We start from the raw sequence: 21,187 nt of genomic DNA, 5'->3' as shown, positions 1-21,187 counted from the left end.
CAGGGAGCCGGGGCATGCAGCCGACGCCGGCCGGCCTCTCACACTTTCGTATACGAGCGTCGGAAACCCTTCTCCGACCCTGTGACGGGTGGCACACTCTGAATCGTTTCGGTGCCCGGCGTCACGGGGACCGTCCGCCCCCCTTGCCCCCACGTCGAGAGAAGTGATCGTGAACGTCGCGATACCGCGCAGCACCCCAGGACGGAGGCGGGCGGTCGGCCTGGCAGCTGCCGCCGCCGTCGCCTGTGCCGTCCTCACCCCTGCGGGCCTCACCGCCGCACCGGCGGAGGCCGTCGAGGGGGTGCCCGACATCTACCCCGTGCCTCTGGCCATCGCGGCCGAGGGCGTCCCGGTGAGCCTGGCCGGACCGGTGACCATCGTCGTCGGCGAGGGGGCCGACGCGTCGGCGGTCGAGGCGCTCGAGGAGATCGTCGCCGCGGCCGGGGGCGCCGCGACCGTGGCGCCCGCGGCCGGACCCGGCGTCGACGTCTACCTCGGTACCACGGCGGCCAACCCGGAGATCGCCACGCTGCTCGACGCCTTCGACGTCGCGAACGCGGAGGGGCTCAACGGCGACGGTTACGTCATCGCCAACGGCACCCACGACGGCGCCCCCGTGCTGGTCCTCAACGGCGTGGACGACACGGGCAGCTACTACGCCACGCAGACGCTGCGCCAGGTGGTGCAGGACGGCACCGTCCCGGCGTTCCGGGTGCGGGACATGCCGCTCATGTCGGTGCGTGGCGCCATCGAGGGCTTCTACGGCATCCCGTGGTCGCACCAGGCGCGGCTCGACCTGCTCGAGTACTCCGGCGAGCACAAGATGAACACGTACATCTACACGCCCAAGGACGACCTGCTGCTGCGGGCGAACTGGCGTGAGCTGTACGAGGGCGACGAGCTTGCCCAGATCGCCGAGCTCATCGACCAGGCCAACCGCCACCACGTCGACTTCACCTTCGCGCTCTCCCCGGGCAACTCGATCTGCTACTCCTCCGAGGAGGACTACCAGGCGACGATCAACAAGTTCGAGCAGCTGCGGGACCTGGGCGTCGACTCGTTCTACATCGCTCTCGACGACATCCCCTGGGAGCTGCGGTGCGCCGCCGACCAGGCGGCGTACCCCAACCAGACGAACCTCCTCGGCCTGGCCGACGCGCAGACCGACTACCTCAACCGCGTCCAGCGGGAGTGGGTCGAGCCCGAGGACCTTGAGCCGCTGCAGACGGTGCCGACGCTCTACGACGGCTCCGCCCCGGACCAGTGGGGCTACAAGGCGCGGTTCGGCGAGCGTCTCGACGAGGACGTGCTCATCCAGTGGACCGGTGAGGGCGTCTTCTCCGACACCATCACCGTGGAGTCGGTGCAGCGGGCCTCCGCGACCTACCGCACCGACCACCTCTACATCTGGGACAACTTCCCGGTCAACGACGGCCGCCGGAACCGGCTCTTCCTCAACCCGCTGACCGGGCGCGCGCCCGAGCTCTACCAGCACATCGACGGCATCACGTCGAACCCGCTCATCCAGCCGTACGCCTCCCTGCCGGCACTGGGCAACTACGCCGACTACTCGTGGAACCCGCTGGCCTACGACGCCGAGGCGTCGATGGCGCACGCGCTCGCCGAGCTCGCCGGCCCCGACCCGGCGGTGCAGGCCGCGCTCACCGCGTTCGCCGACCTCAACCAGAGCTGGCCGTACCGCGAGGACGTCGTGTACGCGCCGGCGCTGTCCGCCGACGTCGAGGCCTTCTGGGACGCGTACGAGGCCGGCGAGGACGCCGGGCGGACCGCCCTGCGCGAGCGGCTCGCGCTCATCGCCTCGCTGCCGGAGGTCCTGCCGCAGATGGCGGAGCCGGGCTTCGCGGTCGACGTCGAGCCGTGGGCCGACGCCGCCGCGCAGTGGGCCGACGCCCTCCTCCACGAGACGGACATGCTCGCCGCCCTCGAGGACCGCTACGGCAACCCCGCCACCGAGGCCCTCTTCGCCGCGCAGGACGACATCGCGCTGACGACGCGCCCGACCGTCGACGACGCAGGCGGGGACGGCGTGCCCCAGCCCGACCGGATCGTCCCGGCCGTCGGCGACGGCGTCTTCGACGCGTTCTCGGAGGAGGCCATGGACGCCTACGTCGAGTGGCTCGGCGCCGAGCCGCTGGGTCCGGGGACCGGCTACCCGGCGACCCCGTCGAGCTCGATGGGCACCTGGCAGGACTTCTCCACCGCCCGCATGGTCGACGGCAACCTCGGCACCCTGTACTGGTCCAACCAGGCTGGGACCAGCGGCCAGCACGTCCAGGTGGACCTCGGCGCGGTCCGGGAGATCGGCCGCATCGCGGTCCACCAGTCCGACGGCGACACCCAGACCGGCGACATGTTCTACAACGCCGTCCTGCGCTACTCGACGGACGGCACGAGCTGGACCGACGTCGGCCAGTACACCGCCAGCCCACTCATCACGCACGAGTTCGACGTCCCCGTCCAGGCGCGGTTCGTGCGGCTGGCCGCGTCGGCGTCCAACCCGGGTGGGCAGTGGGTGAAGATCCGCGAGTTCATCGTCTCCGCGCCGTCGACGGAGTTCGAGAGCAACCTGCCCAACGCCGTGAACGAGGGCGTGCAGCGCGCCTTCGACGGTGACGTCGAGACGGCCTACCAGGCCGCCGAGGCGCCCGTCGAGGGCTCGCACATCACCCGGAACTTCGCCGAGGCCCGCCCCGTCGGGTCGGTCGCCGTGGTCGGGACCGGCGTCGGCGAGATCCAGGTCGAGGTCGACGGCGAGTGGGTCACGGTGGGCGAGCTCACCGAGGGTGACGTCTTCCACGAGACCGCGGTCGACGTCGACGGGCCGGTGACGGCCGTGCGCCTCGTGCTCGAGGCCGGCAGCGACGCCCCGCGCATCGTCGAGGTGGTCGCCCGCGAGGGCGGGCCGGTCGGCGTCCCGGAGCCCACGGAGCCCCCGACCACGGAGCCCCCGACCACGGAGCCCCCGACCACGGAGCCCCCGACCACGGAGCCCCCGACGACGGAGCCCCCGACGACGGAGCCGCCGACGACGGAGCCGCCCACGACGGAGCCGCCCACGACCGAGCCCCCGACGACGGAGCCGCCCACGACGGAGCCCCCGAGCGGGGGGACCGACCCGACGGCCGACCCCGGCCCGACGGGCGGGGTCGACCCCTCCGGTGACGGTTCGGGCCGCCCGACGGCGCCGGGCGGCGGCGACCTGCCCTCGACCGGTGCGACGGGCGCCACGACGGGCCTGCTGGCCGCGGTCGGCCTGCTGCTGGCCGGTCTGGCCGGCGTCCTGGTGACCCGCCGCCGGGTGGCCGTGCGCGGCTGACCCAGGCGACGGGCTGTCCGGCGGCAACGGGCTGGCCCAGGAAGCGGTGGCCCGCGCAGCACGCTGCGCGGGCCACCGCCATGTCCGGACTCGGCCATGGCCCTGTTGCCCTGCTCACCCCAGCCGCTCGGTGGCGCTCCTGGCACACGGGGACGGGGGTGGTCCTGACACACTGGGACCATGACGCTGACGATCGGATATGCGGCCGCGCTCGAGCAGTTCCACCCCACCGAGGCGGTCGACTACTCCGCCCTCGCCGAGGACCACGGCTTCTCCGGGGTGATGGCCGCCGACCACTTCCAGCCGTGGACGCCCACCCAGGGGCAGTCGGCCTTCGTGTGGAACGTGCTCACCGCCGTCGGCGAGCGGACCCGCGGTGACTTCGGGCCCGGCGTGACCGCGCCGACGTTCCGGTGGCACCCCGCGATGGTCGCCCAGGCGTCGGCGACGCTCGCGGCGATGTACCCGGGCCGCCACTGGCTCGGGCTGGGGTCCGGCGAGGCGCTCAACGAGCACATCACCGGGGGCTACTGGCCCGAGGCGCCCGAGCGCATCAACCGGATGTTCGAGGCGATCGAGATCATCCGCAAGCTCTTCACCGCCTCCCTCGCGGGCAAGGACACCAAGCACGCGGGCACGTACTACAAGCTCGAGTCCACCCGGCTGTGGACCATGCCCGAGGAGGCCCCGCCGATCCTCGTGGCCACCGGGGGACCGGTGACCGCCAAGCGGGCGGGCAAGCACGCCGACGGCCTCATCACCGTCGGCGCCCCGCTGGAGAAGATCGGCTCGCTCTTCGAGAAGTTCGCCGCCGGTGCCCGCGAGGCCGGCAAGGACCCGGACACCATGCCGAAGGTGCTCCAGCTCCACCTGTCGTGGGCGCCCACCGACGAGGAGGCGCTGGCCAACGCCATGGACCAGTGGCCCAACGGCGGCATGAAGTTCCCCAAGGCGGACATCCGCTCGCCCTTCGACTTCGCCGCGATGGCCAAGCTCGTCCGCGCGGAGGACTTCGCCGGACGGATGGTCATCTCCGCCGACCCCGACGTCCACCGGGCGGAGATCCAGAAGTACGTCGACCTCGGGTTCGACCGCATCTACCTCCACAACGTCGGCCGCAACCAGCGCGAGTGGCTCGAGGTGTTCGGCCGCGACGTCCTGCCCCAGCTCTCCCGCTGACGTGGCGTCGATGCTCCTCGCCCAGGCGCCCGACGGCGTCCCCATGATCTCCGGCGGTGACGACCTCGCCGCCGTCCTCGCCCCCGTGCTCGGCGCCCTGAGCTGGCCCGACGGTTCCACCGGGCTCGCGGACGGCGACGTCGTCGTCGTCGCGAGCAAGGTGGTCGCCAAGGCCGAGCGCCGCCTCGTGCCCGCCCGCGACGACGCCGAGCGTGACGCGGCCATCGCGGCCCAGACGGTGCGCGTCGTCGCCGAGCGCGACCGCCCGGACGGCGGCGTGCTGCGCATCGTCGAGACCCCCCAGGGGCTGGTGATGGCGGCTGCCGGCGTCGACACCTCCGACGTGCCGCCCGGCACGGCGCTGCTCCTGCCCGAGGACCCCGACGCGTCCGCGCGGCGGCTCCGCCGGGGCCTGCACGCCCGGCTCGGAGCCCGCCCCGGCGTCCTCGTCACGGACACCGCGGGGCGCCCGTGGCGGCGCGGCGTGGCGGACCTCGCGATCGGTGCCGCGGGCGTCGTGCTCCTGCTCGACATGCGGGGGGAGAAGGACGCGTACGGTCGCGCGCTCCAGTCGAGCATCATCGCCACCGCGGACGAGATCGCCGCCGCCGCCGAGCTGGTCAAGGGCAAGGTCGCGGGCCGGCCGGTCGCCGTCGTCCGGGGCATGGGCCACCTGGTCACCACCGAGGACGGCGAGGGCGCGCGTTCGCTCGTGCGCCCGCCGGAGGAGGACCTCTTCCGGCACGCCGTCACCGACGACTGACGCCGCCGGTGTGCGTGCGGCGTCGTCCGATGTGGCACGGAGTGGCGAACTGGGCACGGAATGGCGAACTCGGCGCCCGTCCTCCCGTCGAGTTCGCTAGTTGATGCCGAGTTCGCTAGCCGGGAATGGCGAACTGGGCACGGAATGGCGAACTCGGCGCCCCCTCGCGTGCCGAGTTCGCGTGTTTGATGCCGAGTTCGCTGTTTCGCGCCAGCGCGGCGCCAGGTGCCGGCGCCCCTACGCGGGGTCGAAGAGGAGCAGGTCCTGCCCCTCGACGTGGACCCGGCGCGCGCGCACCCCGTACACGCTTCCCACGAGGTCGGGCGTGAGGACCTCGCGCGGCGGCCCGGCGGCGACCACGCGGCCGGCCTCGAGGACGAGGACGTGGTCGCACCAGCGCAGCGCGGAGCTGAGGTCGTGCAACGCGGCGAGCACGGTGACGCCCGTGCCGGCGAGGGTGCGCGCCAGCGACAGCACGGCGAGCTGCGCCGCGACGTCGAGGTGGTTGGTGGGCTCGTCGAGGAGGAGCAGCCGGGGCTGCTGCGCCAGGGCGCGGGCCAGGTGGACCCGCTGACGCTCCCCGCCCGAGAGGGTGGCGAAGGCGCGCCCGGCGAGGTCCGCGGCGCCGGCGCGGGCGAGGGCGGCCCGGGCGACGGCGAGGTCGTCCTCGGAGTCCCCGCCCCAGCGGGGGCGGTGGGGCGTGCGCCCCAGGAGGACGACGTCGAGCACACCGAGGTCGACCTCGGCCGTCGCGTCCTGCTCCACCAGCGCGAGCTCGCGCGCCCGCTCGCGGCGGGGCAGCGCCGTGAGGTCGCGGGCGTCGAGGAGCACGGTCCCGGCGTCGGGCGCGGCGGCCCCGGCGAGGAGCCGCAGCAGCGTCGACTTGCCCGACCCGTTCGGGCCGACGACGGCGCTCAGCGACCCCGCCGGGACGGTGGCGTCGACGCCGGTGAGGATCGGGACCCCGGTGACGGCGAAGCGCAGGCCGGCGACGGTGAGGGACGGCCCGGCTCCGGGCGGGGTGACTTCTGGGTCTGGGCTGAGGTCGCCCCCGGGCGCGGCCGGGTGCGGGCCCGGCCGCCCGCCCGCGCGCCCGCCGGCCCTCCGGGCGCTCACCGCGCGCCCCGGCGCAGGAGGACGGCGAACACGGGCGCCCCGATGGCCGCGGTGAGGACCCCGACGGGCAGCTCCTGCGGGGCCAGCACGCTGCGGGCGGCGGTGTCGGCGAGGAGGAGGAAGACGGCGCCGGCGATCGCCGCCAGGGGCAGCAGGCGGTGGTGGCGGGCCCCGACGAGGAGGCGCACCGCGTGCGGCAGGACGAGCCCGACGAAGCCGATCGAGCCGGAGATGCTCACCAGGACGCCGGCGAGCAGCGCCACGGCGACGAGGAGCAGCCAGCGGGTCCGCCGGACGTCGACGCCCAGCGCGGCCGCCGACACGTCACCGAAGGTGAAGGCGTCCAGCGCGCGGCCCTGCGCCACGAGGAACGTCCCCACGACGGCGAGGGCCCCGAGGGCGAGGAGCGTCTCGTTCCACGTCGTCCCGCCGAGGGACCCCAGCAGCCAGGAGAGCACCTCCCGGTAGGAGTCACCGGTGGCGGAGGTGAAGATGACGATGCTCACCGCCGCCGAGCAGGCCTGGGCGACGGCGACGCCGGCGAGCACCGTCCGCACCGGCGAGAGGCCGCCGCCGCGGCCGGTGGCGAGCGCCAGGGTGAGGACGAGCGCGCCGAGCGCACCGACGAACGCGGCGACGGGCAGCAGGACCGAGACGCCGAGGACGAGCACGGCGACGGCGCCGACGGAGGCGCCGGAGGAGACACCGAGGAGGTAGGGGTCCGCCAGCGGGTTGCGGGTGAGCGCCTGCATGACCGCGCCGCACACCGCCAGACCCGCGCCCACGACGGCCGCACCGACCACCCGGGGAGCGCGCCCGTCCCAGACGATGGCCCGCTCGATGGTCGTCAGGGGGTCGGGACCGCACACGGCGGCGCCGCGGGCGGCGAGCGAGCACAGCTCGTGCCACGCCGACGTCCACACCTGGGCCGGGGTGATGCCCGCGGGGCCGACGGTCACCGCCCAGGTCGCGGTCGCGACGAGCAGGACCAGGAGGACGACGGCGACGGTTCCGGTGCGAGCACCGTGCCTCCCGCCCGTCCCGCCCGTCCCGCTCACACCGTCGGGCCCGCGCCCGCCGGCCGCACCCGGGCGCCGGGTGGCGCGCCGGGTGCCGGCGCGTCCGGCCGCGGTCCCCGTCACGGCACGGGCTCGCCCAGGTCGAGCGCCGCGAGCTGCGCGGCGAGGTCGGCGGCCGCGGGGACGTTGCGCACGCCGGCCTCGGCCGCGGGGAACTCGACGACGACGAACCGCTCCTCGATCACCGCGGGCAGCGCGGCGGTGACGGGGTTGGCGCTGAGGATCTCCCGCTTGTGCTCGGCGGTGTTCCAGGCCGAGTCGACGAGGACGATGACGTCGGGATCGCGGTCGGCGACCGCCTCCCACGACAGCGATGTCCAGGTGTCCGCGACGTCGGCGGCGATGTTCTCCAGCCCCACGGCGTCCATGAGCATCTGCGGCGCCCCGATGCCCGCACCGACGTAGGGGGTGTCCGAGCCGGAGGAGTACCACAGGGCGGTGCGCCCCTCCCCGGCCGGGTCGACGGCGGCGAGCTCCGCCCGCTGACGCTCGACGAGCTCCGTGGCCGCCTCGGGCTCCCCGAGCACCCGGCCCATCTCGGTGACCTCGTCGAAGACGTGCTCGAAGGTGAGGCGGTCGGGCTGGTGCTCGGGGGACTTGCACGCGGCGGGTGCGACGTAGGTGGCCACGCCGAGCTCCTCGTACATCGCGCGCTCGCCGGCGCCGTCCGCGCTGAGGTTGGACTCCCAGCCGGCGTAGACGAAGTCGGGCTCGAGGTCGAGCACCGCCTCGGCGGCGGGGTTCTGCTCGGCGAGGACCGGCGGGGCGGCGTCGGCGAGGTCGGGCGGCAGGTCGCCGTCGGCGAACGCCGTGCCGACCAGGCGGTCGCCCGCCCCGAGGGCGAGCACGAGCTCGGTCGCGGAGGACTTGATGGTGACGATGCGCTGCGGCGGTGCCTCGAGGGTGGTGGTGAGCCCGCAGGTGGTCACCTCCAGCGGGAAGCCGGACGTCGACGCGCCGGGCTCGGGCGTGGCCGGCGCGGCGCCGTCGGGCGGGGCGGCGCAGGCGGCGAGGGCGCCGGCGACGAGGGCGGCGGTGAGCAGGGGACGGGTACGGCGCGGCACGCGGGCTCCAGGGCGGGGGCGGGAGGGGGTACGCAGTCACAGCGCCGCGCGGGGACCGCGGGCCCATGCTCGAGGCCCAGGAGCCGGTAGGGGTGCCGCCGGAGGTCCGCCGCCGATCTTACGCCGCACCGGAGCGCGGCGGCCCGCTGAGGCCGGCCCGGCTCGGGCCTGCGTGCTCAGCCGCCGAGCTCGCGGTCCCGGTCGATGGTGGCCTGCACGCCCCGGACGACCGCCGGCCCGAACCCGGCCTCGTCCATGGCGACCGTGCCGGCCACCGTCGTGCCGCCGGGGGAGCTCACCATGTCGACGAGGTCGGCGGGGGTGACGCCGTCGTCGGCCCGCTCGAGGACCATCCGGGCGCTGCCGAGGACGGTCTGCGCGGCGATCTGCGTGGCCAGGGCCTTGGGCATCCCGTTCTTCACGGCCCCGCGGGCGAGCGCGTCGATGAACGCGAAGGCGAAGGCGGGCGCCGACCCGGCGATCGCGGTGTAGGTGGAGAAGTCCCGCTCGGGCAGCACGACGGCGTCGCCGACGGCCGCGAAGAGCCGGCGCACCAGCTCGACGTCGTCCGCGCTCGCGGCGTCGTTGCCGCACACGGCGGCCATGCCGGCCCCGATCATGGCGTTGACGTTGGGCATCACCCGGACGACGGCGGTGCCGGTGGGCAGCGCCCCGGTGAGGGTGGCCAGCGAGACGCCCGCCGCGATGGACACGACGAGGGGCCGGCGGCGCCCGACGTCGCCGGCGACGTCCGCGAGGACCGCCGGCAGGACCTGGGGCTTGACCGCGAGGACGACGACGTCGCACGCCGCCACGAGCTCGCCGGCGGAGGAGGCGACGGTGACACCGACGGCCTCGCGCAGCGCCGTCGCCGCCTCGGGGCGCGTGTCGGTGACGACGACGTCCTGGGCCGCGACGACGCCCGCGGCGGTGATCCCGCGGACGATCGCGCCGGCCATGGTGCCGGCGCCGATGAACCCGACCAACATGTGTGCGCTCCCTCGCTCGTACGGTGTGCGGCCAGTATCCCGGGCGGGGGGCCGCGGGGGCGGCGAACGTCCGCCGCCCCGCTGCCCGGTCCCCGCTCCCCGGTCCCCGGTCCGGTGAGGCGGCGGGGCGGACGCGTCGGGCGCGGCGGCGCACCAACGCGGGGCGGCCGGGCGTGCGGCAGGATCGGGTCATGACGACCCTGCCGAGCCCGCCCGTCCGCCGCGCCCTGGTCACCGGCGCCTCCAGCGGGATCGGCGCCGCCACGGTCCGTCGGCTGCGGGCCGGCGGGTGGGACGTGCTGGCGACCGCACGCCGGGCGGAGCGGCTGGAGGCGCTCGCCGCCGAGACGGGCTGCCAGTGGTACGCCGCGGACCTCACCTCCCCCAAGGAGACCGAGGCCCTCGTCGCCCACGTGCGGGCGAGCGGGGGCGTGCGCTCCCTGGTGAACAACGCGGGCGGCGCCGTGGGGGCCGACACCGTCGAGCAGGGCCGGTGGGAGGACTGGCAGGCGATGTACGACCGCAACGTCCTCGCCACCCTGCGGCTCACGCAGGCGCTCCTGCCCGACCTGCGGGCGAGCGGGGCGGGCGACGTCCTCGTCGTCACCTCGACCGCCGCGTACGACACCTACCCGGGCGGCGGCGGTTACGTCGCCGCCAAGCACGCCGAGCGGGTCATCGCCACCACCCTGCGCCAGGAGCTCGTGGGCCAGCCGGTCCGGGTCATCGAGATCGCGCCGGGCATGGTCCGCACCGAGGAGTTCTCGCTCAACCGCCTCGGCGACCCCGAGGCCGCCGCCCGCGTCTACCAGGGGGTGGCCGAGCCCCTCGTCGCCGAGGACGTCGCCGAGGCGATCGCGTGGACGCTCGAGCGCCCCCACCACGTGAACATCGACTCCCTCGTCATCCGCCCGCGCGCCCAGGCGGCCAACCACCTCGTCGCCCGGGACTAGCCCGCACCGGGCGGCGGGGCGAGGGCTGGCGGGGGAGCCGGAGGTGTTTTGACCCGGCCCCGGGCCCGACCTACGCTGCGAGTGGCATATACCAATTAGGGTGAACCTCTCGGGCATCAGGACCGGCCGAGCGCGGACATGGACGACGCGCGGCCCCCTCGGCCGCTGAGCGCCTCACTCGTCACCGCGGAGGGACCCGTGCAACTCCTTCAGGACATCCTCACCGGCATAGCGAACAACGTCTTCAGCCAGGTGCCGATCCTCATCGGGCTTATCGCGCTCGCCGGGCTCCTGCTCCAGCGCAAGCCGTTCGAGACCGTCGTCGCCGGCACCGTGCGCGCCATCGTCGGCGTCGTCATCCTCACCCTCGGCGTCGACATCTTCACGGGCGGGCTTGTGTCCTTCCAGGCCATCGTCTCCAGCGCCTTCGGGCTGGAGCCGCCGACGGCGACCAGCACGCTCAACGACTTCCTCGCCGGCACCGGGTCGGCCGTGCCGATGATCATCGCGCTCGGCTTCGCCGTCCACCTCGTGCTCGTCCGGATCTTCCCCGCGGCGCGGTACGTCTACCTCACCGGGCACCTGATGTTCTGGATGAGCATCGTCATCGCCGCCTCGCTCGTGGAGGTCTTCACCGACATCCCGCGGACCACCCTCATCGTCGCGGGCGCTGTCATCATCGCCTGCTACTGGACGCTCCAGCCCCTGTGGATCGCCCCGCTCATGCGCCGCGTCGTCGGCCACGACCAGTTCGGCCTGGGCCACACCAGCTCGACGGTGGCCCTCATGGCGGGCTACGGCTCGCGGGCCCTGCGCCTCGGCGACCCCGTGAAGCACGACTCCGAGAAGCTCAAGCTGCCCCGCCAGATCTCCTTCTTCAAGGACATCAACGTCTCCACCGCGGTGATCATCACCGTCATCATGCTCGTGGCCATCGCGTTCGCCGACTCCGGCATCGTCCAGGAGCAGATGGCCGGCTCCGACCTCCTGCCCTGGGCGTGGGGCCTCACCCAGGCGCTGCGCTTCGCGGCCGGCATCGCCATCCTGCTCTTCGGCGTGCGGATGTTCCTCGCCGAGATCGTCCCCGCCTTCAAGGGCATCTCCGACAAGGTGCTCCCCGGCACCAAGCCGGCGCTCGACATCCCCGTCGCCTTCCCCAAGGCGCCGACCGCCGTGATGATCGGCTTCCTGTCCTCGACGGTCGTCTTCCTCGTCGTCATGGCGGTCTTCGCGACCGCCGGGTGGTTCGTCCTCGTCCCGCCGATGATCATGCTGTTCTTCGGCGGCGGCGCCGGTGGCGTCTTCGGCAACGCCGTCGCCGGCTGGCGTGGCGCCGTCTTCGGCGGCGTCGTCAACGGCGTGCTCCTCGCCGTCGGCCAGTGGATCACCTGGGGCCTGTACGGGGACACCGCCCCCGAGCTCGGCACCCTCGCCGACCCCGACTGGTTCGCCGTCGGCTGGCTCCTCATCGGCGCGGCCCACCTCCTCGCCCCGCTCGGTGGCGTGGCCGTGTGGGTCGTCACCGGCGCCGTCCTCGTCGTCACCGTCGCCGTCCTCGCGCTCCTCGGCCGGCGGGCCGCGCGTACGGGCACGAGCCCTGCCACCACCGCGGCGACGACGTCGGCGACCGCGTCCCCGACCGCCCCTGCGTCCTCGACCACCGCGTCCTCGACCACCGTGTCCCCGACCGCCACGACCCCCACCACCGGAGGAACTCATGAGTGAACGTCCCGACCCGCTGAAGGTCCTCGCCGTGTGCGGCCTGGGCATGGGCACCAGCCTGATCCTGCGGATGACCGCGGAGTCGGTGCTGACCCGCCTCGGGATCGCCGCGCAGGTCGACAACACCGACCTGTCCACCGCCCGCAGCACGGAGGCCGACGTCATCGTCGGCCAGGGCATGCACATGACCGAGCTCGAGGGAGCGGCAACGGTCATCGTCACCGTCGACGACTTCGTCGACGAGTCGGCCCTCGAGGCGCGGCTGCGGCCCGCACTGGCGGAGGTGGGCTGGCTGTGAGCGCGAGCATCCCGGTGTCCGCCGGCTTCACCGACTCCGTCAGCGACTGGCGCGAGGGGACGCGCGCGGCGGCCGAGCGCCTCGTCGAGCTCGGCACGGCGGGCCAGGGCTACCCCGGCTCCTGCGTCGCCAGCGTGGAGGAGCACGGCCCGTACATCGTCCTCACCCCGGGTGTGGCCCTCGTGCACGCCCAGGCCGAGGAGGGGCAGACCCGCGAGGGGCTCGCCGTCGTGCGCCTGGGCACCCCGGTCGCGTTCGGCCACCCCACGAACGACCCGGTGGACGTGCTCCTGGCGTTCTCCTCCGGCGGGAACCACATGGGCATGATCAAGGCCGTGGCCACCGCGCTGGGCGGCGGCCTGGCCGACCGCATCCGCGGCGCGGCTGACGAGGCGCAGGCCGAGCAGCAGCTGGCGGAGGTGGTCGCGCATGTCTGACGCCGTCCTCGCCGACTTCTCCCGCCAGGTGACGCAGCACGTCACGACCACGCTCGCGGAGGCGGCGCCCGAGCTGCGCCGCGCCGCCGAGGTCGTCGTCCGGGCCGGCCGAGCCGGCCGCGTGGTCCACACCACGGGCGCCGGTCACTCCCTCGCCGGGGTGGTCGAGACCTTCTTCCGGGCGGGCGGCCTGTCCTTCGTCCGGCCGGTGTGGCACCCCGACCTGCTCCCGCTCAACGGCGCGCTGCGCTCGACCGAGGCCGAGCGCACCCCCGGCCTGGGCCGGGAGGTCGTGGGGGCGGCCGGGCTCACCGCGGGCGACGTGCTGGTGATCTTCTCCAGCTCGGGCATCAACCACTACCCCGTCGAGGCGGCGCTCACGGCGTCGGAGGCCGGCGCGACGGTCATCGCCCTCACCTCCCGCTCCGCCTCCGACCAGGCCCCGCTGCGCGCGGGGCACCGGCTGCACGAGATCGCCGACGTCGTCCTCGACACCCGTGTCCCGCCGGGCGACGCGAGCTGGCCGACGGACGCGCCGCGCACCGCGCCGCTGTCCTCCATCGTCAACGCGGCGATGTGGGACGCGGTCCTCGTCCTCGTCCACGAGCTCGACCCGGACCTGCCCCTGTGGCTCAGCGCCAACATCGCCGCGCCGGCGGGCTCGAACGAGGAGGTCGCGGACCGCTACGCCGCCCAGGTGCCGGAGCTGCGGGCCGGGCTGTCGGTGCCGCCCGCCTAGCAGCACTACCGGGGCGACCTAGAGCGCCGTCGACAGCTCGTAGCGGTCGCCCCGGTAGGAGGACACCGTGTACTCGACGGTCCGCCCCCGCCAGGTCGAGGCCCGCACCAGGCGCAGCACTGCGCTGTGGTGCGGGACCTCGAGCAGCGCCGACTCCTCCTCGGTCACCGGTGCCGCCCGCACCGTCTGCGTCCCGCCGTCGAAGACCACGTCGGCCCGCTGCGCGAGGAGCGTGTAGAGCGAGGTGTCCTCGAGGTCGCGCTCGCTCAGGCCGGGCAGGAGCGCGGCGTCGAGCGTCACCTCCTCGATCGCCATCGGGACGCCGTCCGCGGTGCGCAGCCGGCGGATGGTGAGCACCTCACCACCGTCGGGCAGGTCGAGCGCGCGCGCCGCGGCGTCGGACGGCGCCCCCGTGGTGAAGCGCAGCGTGCGGGCCCCGGGCGTGAAGCCGCGGGCCCGCATGTCCACGGTGAAGGAGGACAGTCGCATCGGGAGCACGATCCGCGGTGCGGACACGAACGTCCCTCTCCCGACGGCCCGGGTGACCCGCCCCTCCGCCTCGAGATCGGTGAGCACGCGTCGTGCCGTCATGCGGGAGACGTCCATCGACTCGGCGAGCTCACGCTCCGACGGGAGCGGGTCGCCGACCGTGAGGTGGGCGTCGATGTGGTCGAGGAGGACCCGCTTGAGCCAGAGGTACTTCGGGATCCCCGTGGGACGGTCGGCTCCCGGCGCCAGCGTCATCACCTCCACCTGCCCGAGGGTAGCGGCACGGCCGTGCCACGCGGCCGGCGGCGCCGCTACTCGATGTCGCCGGTGACGGCGTCCACCCGGACCTCGACGTTCGCGCCGTCCGTGGTGCGCACCTCGACCCGCCACACCGGGGCATCCTCCGGTCCCTCGAGCTCGATCTCCTCGACGTTGCCCTGGATGTCGGTGAGCGCGGTCATCGCCGCCTCGTTGGCCGAGGTCGACGCCGCATCGAGGCGGGCGCGGTCGTCCGCGTCCACGGGGCCCTCGTCCTCCTCGCGGACCACGGTGTTGCCGTCGGCGCTCACCTCGACCTCGCGCTCCAGGTCGTCGACGGCGACGTGGACCTGCCAGGCGCCCTCGTCGTCGTCCCGGTCGAGCTCGTAGGCACGGCCGTTCTCCGAGACCGCCTCGGCCGCGGCCAGGGCCCCGATCGCCGCGTCCTCCGGGGCGAACGGCGCCGGTGAGGCGTCATCGCCCGACGACATGCTCGGCTCGTCGGGCTCGAGGTCGGTGACGGTCTCGCGCGCGGTGGCCTCCGCGGTCGTGGGTGCCTCCTGGGTCGCGGGCTCGGTCGCCGGCGAGTCCCCGCCGCCCGCGTCGGAGCACGCGGCGACCACGAGGAGGGCGGCCACCAGGCCGGCGGCACCTGCGCGTGGAGTAGTCATGGCTTGTGCCTAACAGGGCGCCCCATTGATCGCACGCCGGTACCGCGTGGCTACACTGGGACCCACAGGCGTCGACCCGGCCATCACCGGCGAGCCGCCGGAAGAACAGGGCCCTCGGGTCCCTAGTAGAACCGGCCGGAGGCGGACCGTCATCCCCGCACGAGAGCGGCCCCGGGCCGTGGCTCCGGCCGCGGACCCGATGGCAAGCGAGGTGGTACCGCGGCAGCGGCGCGAGGCCCGTGAGGGACCTGGCCGACGTCGTCCTCGCACCGACGTGCACGAGGACCCGCACCGACGAGGAGCACCACCGCCCATGGCCACGACGCCCGAGCATCCCCAGCGCTACCCGCTCCACCGCCCCGACGACGCCGTCCCCGCCTCCCCGAGCTTCCCGGCGCTGGAGCGCGAGGTGCTCGCGTACTGGGCGACCGACGACACGTTCCGCGCCTCCGTGGAGAACCGCCCGGCAGGGCAGGACGGCGACAACGAGTTCGTCTTCTACGACGGCCCGCCGTTCGCCAACGGCCTGCCCCACTACGGGCACCTGCTCACCGGCTACGTCAAGGACGTCGTCGGGCGCTTCCAGACCCAGCTCGGCCACCGGGTGGAGCGCCGCTTCGGCTGGGACACCCACGGGCTGCCCGCCGAGCTCGAGGCCGAGCGCATCCTGGGCATCACCGACAAGTCCCAGATCGACGAGATGGGCATCGCGGCGTTCAACGACGAGTGCCGGTCCTCGGTCCTGCGCTACACCGCCGAGTGGCAGGACTACGTCACCCGCCAGGCGCGCTGGGTCGACTTCGAGCACGACTACAAGACGCTCGACCCCACCTACATGGAGTCGGTGCTGTGGGCGTTCAAGCAGCTCTACGACAAGGGGCTCGCGTACGAGGGCTACCGCGTGCTGCCGTACTGCTGGCACGACCAGACGCCGCTGTCCAACCACGAGCTGCGGATGGACGACGACGTCTACCAGATGCGGCAGGACCCCGCCGTCACCGTCGGCGTGCGGCTGGACTCCGGCGAGCTCGCGCTCATCTGGACGACGACGCCGTGGACCCTGCCCTCCAACCTCGCCATCGCCGTGGGCCCGCAGATCGAGTACGTCGTCGTCACGCCGGCCGAGGGCGCGCTCGCGGGGGAGCGGGTGCTGCTCGCCCGCTCGCGCCTGGCCGCCTACGCCCGCGAGCTGGGCGAGGAGCCGGAGGTCGTCGCGACGCTCACCGGCGCCGAGCTGGCCGGGCGCCGCTACGCGCCGATCTTCGACTTCTTCACCGGCCACGACGACGTCGGCGAGCGCGCCTGGACGCTCCTCGCCGCGGACTACGTCTCCACCGAGGACGGCACCGGTCTCGTCCACCTCGCCCCGGCCTTCGGCGAGGAGGACATGGCGGTGTGCGCGGCGGCGGGCATCGGCACGGTCGTCCCCATCGACGCCGGCGCGCGGTTCACCGCTGAGGTGGCGGACTACGCCGGGCAGCAGGTCTTCGACGCCAACAAGGCGATCATCGCCGACCTCAAGGCCGGCACGGGCGCGCTCGCCCGCCGCCCGGAGGCCGTCCGCTCGGTGCTCGTGCGCCAGGAGACCTACGACCACTCCTACCCGCACTGCTGGCGCTGCCGCACGCCGCTCATCTACCGGGCGGTCTCGAGCTGGTTCGTCCGGGTCACGCAGTTCCGCGACCGGATGGTCGAGCTCAACCAGGAGATCACCTGGGTGCCCGACCACATCCGCGACGGCCAGTTCGGCAACTGGCTCGCCGGCGCCCGCGACTGGTCGATCTCCCGCAACCGGTACTGGGGCACGCCGCTGCCGGTGTGGGTCTCGGACGACCCGGCCCACCCCCGCACCGACGTCTACGGCTCGCTCGCCGAGCTCGAGCGCGACTTCGGGCGCCTGCCCACCAACCCGGACGGTGAGGTGGACCTCCACCGGCCGTACATCGACGAGCTCACCCGGCCGAACCCGGACGACCCCACGGGCGCCTCGACGATGCGCCGCATCCCGGACATCCTCGACGTCTGGTTCGACTCGGGGTCGATGCCCTACGCGCAGGTGCACTACCCGTTCGAGAACGCGGACTGGTTCGAGCACCACTACCCCGGCGACTTCATCGTCGAGTACATCGGGCAGACCCGCGGGTGGTTCTACACCCTCCACGTCCTCGCCACGGCGCTCTTCGACCGGCCCGCGTTCCGCTCGGCCGTCTCCCACGGCATCGTCCTCGGGTCGGACGGCCGGAAGATGAGCAAGTCGCTGCGCAACTACCCCGACGTCACCGAGGTCCTCGACCGTGACGGCTCGGACGCCATGCGCTGGTTCCTCATGGCCTCGCCGATCCTGCGCGGTGGGAACCTCATCGTCACCGAGGAGGGCATCCGGGAGAACGTCCGCCAGGTGCTCCTGCCGCTGTGGAACACCTGGTACTTCTTCAGCCTTTACGCCGGGACGGCGAACGGCGGCGCCGGCCTGCTCGCCCGCGCGGTGCGCCCCGAGGAGGCCGCCGGCCTGCCGGTGATGGACCGCTACCTGCTCGCCCGCACCCGCGACCTCGCCACCCGGGTCCGGGCGGACATGGAGGCCTACGACATCCCCGGCGCCGCGCAGCGCGTGCGGGAGCACCTCGACGTCCTCACCAACTGGTACGTGCGCACCTCCCGGGACCGGTTCTGGCAGGAGGACGCCGACGCGTTCAACACCCTGTACACCGCCCTCGAGGTGCTCACCCGGGTGATGGCGCCGCTGGCGCCGCTCGTCTCGGAGGAGATCTGGCGGGGGCTCACCGGCGGGCGCAGCGTCCACCTCACCGACTGGCCCGAGCTCGACGACGCCTTCGCCGCGGACGAGCTGGTGGCGACGATGGACCAGGTGCGCGACGTCGTCTCCGTGACGCTCGGCCTGCGCAAGGCGAACACCCTGCGGGTGCGTCAGCCGCTGCGCCGGCTGCGCGTCGTCGTCGACGACCCCACCTCCCTCGAGCCGTTCGCCGCGCTCGTCGCCTCCGAGGTCAACGTCAAGGACGTGGCGCTCGCCTCGCTCGGTGACGGCGCGGCCGCGGAGTACGGCGTCTACACCAAGCTCACGGTCAACGCCCGGGCCGCGGGACCGCGCCTGGGCCGCGACGTCCAGCGCGTCATCAAGGCCGCCCGTGCGGGCGGCTGGGAGCAGACCGCGTCGGGCGCCGTCGTCGTCGACGGCATCGAGCTGGCCGAGGGCGAGTACACCCTCACCACCGAGGTGGAGGACCGCGCCGGTGACACCCTCGCCGCGGGGGTGCTCGCGGGCGGCGGCTTCGTCGTCCTCGACCTCGCCCTCGACGACGAGCTCCTCGCCGAGGGGTACGCCCGCGACGTCGTGCGCCGTGTCCAGGACGAGCGCAAGGCCGCCGGCCTGCACATCGGCGACCGGATCTCGCTGGCGCTGGCCGTGCCGGCCGACCGGGCGGCGTGGACGCAGGCCCACGCGGACCTCATCGCGGCCGAGACCCTCGCCGTCGACGTGCGCGTCGACGTCAACCCCACCGGGACCCTCGAGGTCGAGCTAGAGCGGACGGAGCAGGTATGACCCCCATCGACCGAGGCGACATCGGGCCCGGGACACCGGACCCGGAGGGCCACTTCGAGGACGAGACGCCCCAGGAGGAGCCGGACGAGCACGCCGCCGGGCTGCGCGAGCTGCTGTCCTCCTCCCTCGTCGCCGGACCGGACCCCGACGTCGTCGACGAGGTGCTCGGCGCCCCCGAGGTCACCGTCGACGAGGCGGAGGCGTCCGCGTCCCGCGCCGAGGCGGACTCCGCCGTCCAGCAGATCTACGCGCAGATCCTCGCGCGCGCCCCGGAGCACGACGTGCAGCCGAGCCTCGAGCGGGTCGAGCAGGTCCTCGAGCTCCTCGGCGACCCGCACCGGGCCTACCCGGTCATCCACGTCGCGGGCACGAACGGCAAGACGTCGACCGCGCGGGTGATCGAGCGCCTGCTGCGCGAGATGGGCCTGCGCACCGGGCGGTTCACCTCCCCGCACCTCACGACCGTCCGCGAGCGGATCGCCATCGACGGGGAGCCCATCAGCCCGGAGGCGTTCGTGGCGACGTGGGCCGAGGTCGAGCCCTACGTCACCCTCGTCGACGAGCGCTCCGTCGCCGCCGGCGGGCCCCGCCTGAGCTTCTTCGAGGTGTTCACCGTCATGGCGCTCGCGGCGTTCGCCGACGCGCCCGTGGACGTGGCGGTCGTCGAGGTGGGGATGGGTGGGCGCTGGGACGCCACCAACGTCGTCGACGGGCGCATCGAGGTCATCACGTCGATCTCCCGCGACCACGAGCGCTGGCTGGGCCACTCCCTGCCGGAGATCGCCGCCGAGAAGGCGGGGATCATCACCGCCGCGTCCACCGTCGTCAGCGCCGAGCAGGACGAGGAGGTGACGCCGGTCATCGCCGACGCCAGCCACGCCCTCGACGCCCGGCTGCTCACCGAGGGGACCGAGCTGGCCGTCCTCGACCGGCAGATCGCCGTGGGTGGGCAGATGCTCACGCTGCGCACCCCGGCGGCGACCTACACCGACGTCTACCTCCCGCTCCACGGCGAGCACCAGGCGCGCAACGCGCTCCTCGGGCTGGTCGCGGTCGAGACCTTCTTCGGTGGCGGGTCGCTCGACGCCGGCGTCGTCGAGCAGGCGATGGCCAGCGCGGACTCGCCCGGACGGCTCGAGGTGGTCCGGCGCAGCCCGCGGGTGCTCGTCGACGCCGCGCACAACCCGGCCGGCGTGGAGGCGCTGCGGGCCGCCGTCGAGGAGGCGTTCGACCTCGACCGGATCGTCGGCGTGGTCGGCGTGATGAACGACAAGGACGCCGAGACGATCCTCGCAGGCCTCGAGCCCCTGCTCGCCGAGGTGGTCATCACCCGGGCGCCCACTGACCGGGCCCACGACGTGGAGGACCTCGCCGAGATCGCCCGCGAGGTCTTCGACCCCGACCGGGTGCACGTCGCGGAGCGGCTCGACGAGGCGGTGGACCTCGCCGTCACCCTCGCCGAGGCGGACGAGGACGCGGCCGGGGCCGTGCTCATCACGGGGTCCATCGTCCTCGTCGCCCAGGCACGGATCCTCCTCGGCCACCCCTGAGGCCCTGGTGAAGAAGCTCGTCAACGACCCGCGGGACGCCGTCGCGCAGTTCGCCCGGGCCTTCGCCCGGGCGCACGCCGACCTCGTCACCCTCCACGAGGACCCGCTCTTCCTCGCCCGGCCGGCCGAGGCGGGGCAGGTCGCGGTGGTGGCGAGCGGGGGGAGCGGGCACGAGCCCCTCCACGTCGGCTTCGTGGGACCGGGCATGCTCGCGGCGGCCGTGCCGGGGCCCCTGTTCTCGGCCCCGCCGCCGGACGCGGTCCTCGCGGCGACCCGCGCGGTCGACGGCGGCGCCGGGGTGCTCCACGTGGTGCCGAACTACACGGGCGACGTCCTCACCGTCGCCCTGGCGACGGAGCAGGCGCCCGGGCTCGACGTGCGGACCGTCGTCGTGGCGGACGACGTCGCGATCCCCGACCCGGCGACGCGCCGCGGCGTGGCCGGCACCGTGCTCGTCGAGCGCATCGCCGGGGCGGCCGCCGCCCGCGGGGACGACCTCGACGCCGTCACCGCCGTCGCCCGTCGCGCCGCCGCTGCGGTGGCGAGCATGGGCGCCACCCTGCGGCCGGGCACCGCCCCGCACGCGCGGCCCCTCGGCGACGACGAGGTCGAGCTCGGGGTCGGGATCCACGGGGAGCCCGGACGCGAGCGCGTCGCCTACGCCGGCGCCGACCGGCTCACCGACCTCCTCCTCGACCCGGTCGTCGCCGCGCTCGGGCTGCGGGCCGGCGAGGAGGCCCTCCTCCTCGTCAACGGGCTCGGAGCCACGCCGCTGGCCGAGCTGTACATCGTCTACGGCCGGGCCCGCGACCGGCTCGAGGCCCACGGCGTGCGGGTGGTGCGCTCCCTCGTCGGGGACTTCGCCACCTCGATCGACACCGCCGGCGCGAGCGTGAGCGTGCTGCGCCTGGATGAGGACCTGCTCCGGTTGTGGGACGCTCCTGTGCGTACCGCGGTGCTGCGTTGGGGAGGGTGAGC

The 21,187-nt window shown here is 74.3% G+C and carries 17 protein-coding genes; 11 read left to right on the top strand and 6 right to left on the bottom strand.

What is annotated here, in order from left to right:
- Positions 1 to 169: 169 nt before the first annotated feature.
- The 3 genes from EBO36_RS10655 to cofE all read left to right on the top strand — a co-directional run bounded on the left by EBO36_RS10655 (position 170) and on the right by cofE (position 5,279).
- Positions 170 to 3,337 carry a glycoside hydrolase family 84 protein gene (locus EBO36_RS10655; protein ID WP_164471437.1) on the top strand — a complete coding sequence of 1,056 codons (3,168 nt, stop codon included), beginning with the start codon at positions 170 to 172 and terminating at the stop codon, positions 3,335 to 3,337.
- Between the two features lie 180 nt (positions 3,338 to 3,517).
- Positions 3,518 to 4,516 carry a TIGR03557 family F420-dependent LLM class oxidoreductase gene (locus EBO36_RS10650; protein ID WP_122824599.1) on the top strand — a complete coding sequence of 333 codons (999 nt, stop codon included), beginning with the start codon at positions 3,518 to 3,520 and terminating at the stop codon, positions 4,514 to 4,516.
- Positions 4,517 to 4,526: 10 nt separating this feature from the next.
- Positions 4,527 to 5,279, top strand: coding sequence for a coenzyme F420-0:L-glutamate ligase (gene cofE, locus EBO36_RS10645; RefSeq protein WP_122825617.1), 753 nt, complete (start codon positions 4,527 to 4,529; stop codon positions 5,277 to 5,279).
- Positions 5,280 to 5,516: 237 nt separating this feature from the next.
- On the opposite strand, the gene EBO36_RS10640 is transcribed toward cofE, so the two are convergent.
- The 4 genes from EBO36_RS10640 to proC all read right to left on the bottom strand — a co-directional run bounded on the left by EBO36_RS10640 (position 5,517) and on the right by proC (position 9,527).
- Positions 5,517 to 6,395 (bottom strand): ABC transporter ATP-binding protein, encoded by an 879-nt coding sequence (locus tag EBO36_RS10640; protein WP_342352714.1) that lies wholly within the window; start codon positions 6,393 to 6,395, stop codon positions 5,517 to 5,519.
- Positions 6,392 to 7,537: a putative F420-0 ABC transporter permease subunit gene (locus tag EBO36_RS10635; RefSeq protein ID WP_387967703.1), complete on the bottom strand. Its 1,146-nt coding sequence runs from the start codon at positions 7,535 to 7,537 to the stop codon at positions 6,392 to 6,394. Before EBO36_RS10635 ends, EBO36_RS10640 begins: the two co-directional genes overlap by 4 nt.
- Entirely contained in the window at positions 7,534 to 8,538 is a 1,005-nt protein-coding gene (locus EBO36_RS10630) for a putative F420-0 ABC transporter substrate-binding protein (RefSeq protein ID WP_122824598.1), read from the bottom strand. The genes EBO36_RS10635 and EBO36_RS10630 overlap by 4 nt, the downstream gene beginning before the upstream one ends.
- A gap of 176 nt (positions 8,539 to 8,714) precedes the next feature.
- Positions 8,715 to 9,527 carry a pyrroline-5-carboxylate reductase gene (gene proC, locus EBO36_RS10625; RefSeq protein ID WP_122824597.1) on the bottom strand — a complete coding sequence of 271 codons (813 nt, stop codon included), beginning with the start codon at positions 9,525 to 9,527 and terminating at the stop codon, positions 8,715 to 8,717.
- Positions 9,528 to 9,718: 191 nt separating this feature from the next.
- Between proC and EBO36_RS10620 the strand changes: the two genes are divergently transcribed.
- The 5 genes from EBO36_RS10620 to EBO36_RS10600 all read left to right on the top strand — a co-directional run bounded on the left by EBO36_RS10620 (position 9,719) and on the right by EBO36_RS10600 (position 13,676).
- On the top strand, positions 9,719 to 10,480 hold the full coding sequence (locus EBO36_RS10620; protein WP_122824596.1) for an SDR family NAD(P)-dependent oxidoreductase: 762 nt from the start codon (positions 9,719 to 9,721) through the stop codon (positions 10,478 to 10,480).
- 198 nt (positions 10,481 to 10,678) lie between these two features.
- Positions 10,679 to 12,205 carry a PTS ascorbate transporter subunit IIC gene (locus EBO36_RS10615; RefSeq protein WP_222928711.1) on the top strand — a complete coding sequence of 509 codons (1,527 nt, stop codon included), beginning with the start codon at positions 10,679 to 10,681 and terminating at the stop codon, positions 12,203 to 12,205.
- Positions 12,198 to 12,500, top strand: a complete 303-nt coding sequence (locus tag EBO36_RS10610; protein WP_122824595.1) for a PTS sugar transporter subunit IIB — start codon at positions 12,198 to 12,200, stop codon at positions 12,498 to 12,500. Before EBO36_RS10615 ends, EBO36_RS10610 begins: the two co-directional genes overlap by 8 nt.
- Positions 12,497 to 12,937, top strand: a complete 441-nt coding sequence (locus EBO36_RS10605; RefSeq protein WP_164471436.1) for a PTS sugar transporter subunit IIA — start codon at positions 12,497 to 12,499, stop codon at positions 12,935 to 12,937. Before EBO36_RS10610 ends, EBO36_RS10605 begins: the two co-directional genes overlap by 4 nt.
- A complete protein-coding gene (locus EBO36_RS10600) occupies positions 12,930 to 13,676 on the top strand; it encodes a sugar isomerase domain-containing protein (RefSeq protein WP_122824594.1) in 747 nt (248 codons plus the stop codon). Before EBO36_RS10605 ends, EBO36_RS10600 begins: the two co-directional genes overlap by 8 nt.
- An 18-nt stretch (positions 13,677 to 13,694) precedes the next feature.
- Here EBO36_RS10600 and EBO36_RS10595 read toward each other — a convergent pair whose 3' ends face one another.
- Positions 13,695 to 14,420: a GntR family transcriptional regulator gene (locus tag EBO36_RS10595; RefSeq protein WP_122824593.1), complete on the bottom strand. Its 726-nt coding sequence runs from the start codon at positions 14,418 to 14,420 to the stop codon at positions 13,695 to 13,697.
- Positions 14,421 to 14,476: 56 nt separating this feature from the next.
- Positions 14,477 to 15,094: a PepSY domain-containing protein gene (locus EBO36_RS10590; RefSeq protein WP_164471434.1), complete on the bottom strand. Its 618-nt coding sequence runs from the start codon at positions 15,092 to 15,094 to the stop codon at positions 14,477 to 14,479.
- Positions 15,095 to 15,407: 313 nt separating this feature from the next.
- On the opposite strand from EBO36_RS10590, the gene ileS reads away from it, so the two are divergent.
- From ileS to EBO36_RS10575, 3 genes are read left to right on the top strand one after another with little or no spacing between them, the layout of a single operon-like run.
- Entirely contained in the window at positions 15,408 to 18,659 is a 3,252-nt protein-coding gene (ileS, locus tag EBO36_RS10585; protein WP_122824591.1) for an isoleucine--tRNA ligase, read from the top strand.
- Positions 18,656 to 20,209 carry a bifunctional folylpolyglutamate synthase/dihydrofolate synthase gene (locus EBO36_RS10580; RefSeq protein WP_122824590.1) on the top strand — a complete coding sequence of 518 codons (1,554 nt, stop codon included), beginning with the start codon at positions 18,656 to 18,658 and terminating at the stop codon, positions 20,207 to 20,209. Before ileS ends, EBO36_RS10580 begins: the two co-directional genes overlap by 4 nt.
- A 7-nt stretch (positions 20,210 to 20,216) precedes the next feature.
- Positions 20,217 to 21,185: a dihydroxyacetone kinase subunit DhaK gene (locus EBO36_RS10575; RefSeq protein ID WP_122824589.1), complete on the top strand. Its 969-nt coding sequence runs from the start codon at positions 20,217 to 20,219 to the stop codon at positions 21,183 to 21,185.
- Positions 21,186 to 21,187: the final 2 nt, after the last annotated feature.

It is taken from the genome of Georgenia faecalis (assembly GCF_003710105.1).
GTDB classification, from domain to species: domain Bacteria; phylum Actinomycetota; class Actinomycetes; order Actinomycetales; family Actinomycetaceae; genus Georgenia_A; species Georgenia_A faecalis.
This window is presented reverse-complemented; position numbering and strand designations above follow the sequence as displayed.

Coding starts and splice junctions, on each gene's coding strand:
- EBO36_RS10580 (WP_122824590.1), top strand. CDS start 18,656: ATGACCCCCATCGACCGAGGCGACATCGGGCCCGGGACACCGGACCCG.
- ileS (WP_122824591.1), top strand. CDS start 15,408: ATGGCCACGACGCCCGAGCATCCCCAGCGCTACCCGCTCCACCGCCCC.
- EBO36_RS10620 (WP_122824596.1), top strand. CDS start 9,719: ATGACGACCCTGCCGAGCCCGCCCGTCCGCCGCGCCCTGGTCACCGGC.
- EBO36_RS10610 (WP_122824595.1), top strand. CDS start 12,198: ATGAGTGAACGTCCCGACCCGCTGAAGGTCCTCGCCGTGTGCGGCCTG.
- EBO36_RS10590 (WP_164471434.1), bottom strand. CDS start 15,094: ATGACTACTCCACGCGCAGGTGCCGCCGGCCTGGTGGCCGCCCTCCTC.
- cofE (WP_122825617.1), top strand. CDS start 4,527: ATGCTCCTCGCCCAGGCGCCCGACGGCGTCCCCATGATCTCCGGCGGT.
- EBO36_RS10595 (WP_122824593.1), bottom strand. CDS start 14,420: ATGACGCTGGCGCCGGGAGCCGACCGTCCCACGGGGATCCCGAAGTAC.
- proC (WP_122824597.1), bottom strand. CDS start 9,527: ATGTTGGTCGGGTTCATCGGCGCCGGCACCATGGCCGGCGCGATCGTC.
- EBO36_RS10600 (WP_122824594.1), top strand. CDS start 12,930: ATGTCTGACGCCGTCCTCGCCGACTTCTCCCGCCAGGTGACGCAGCAC.
- EBO36_RS10650 (WP_122824599.1), top strand. CDS start 3,518: ATGACGCTGACGATCGGATATGCGGCCGCGCTCGAGCAGTTCCACCCC.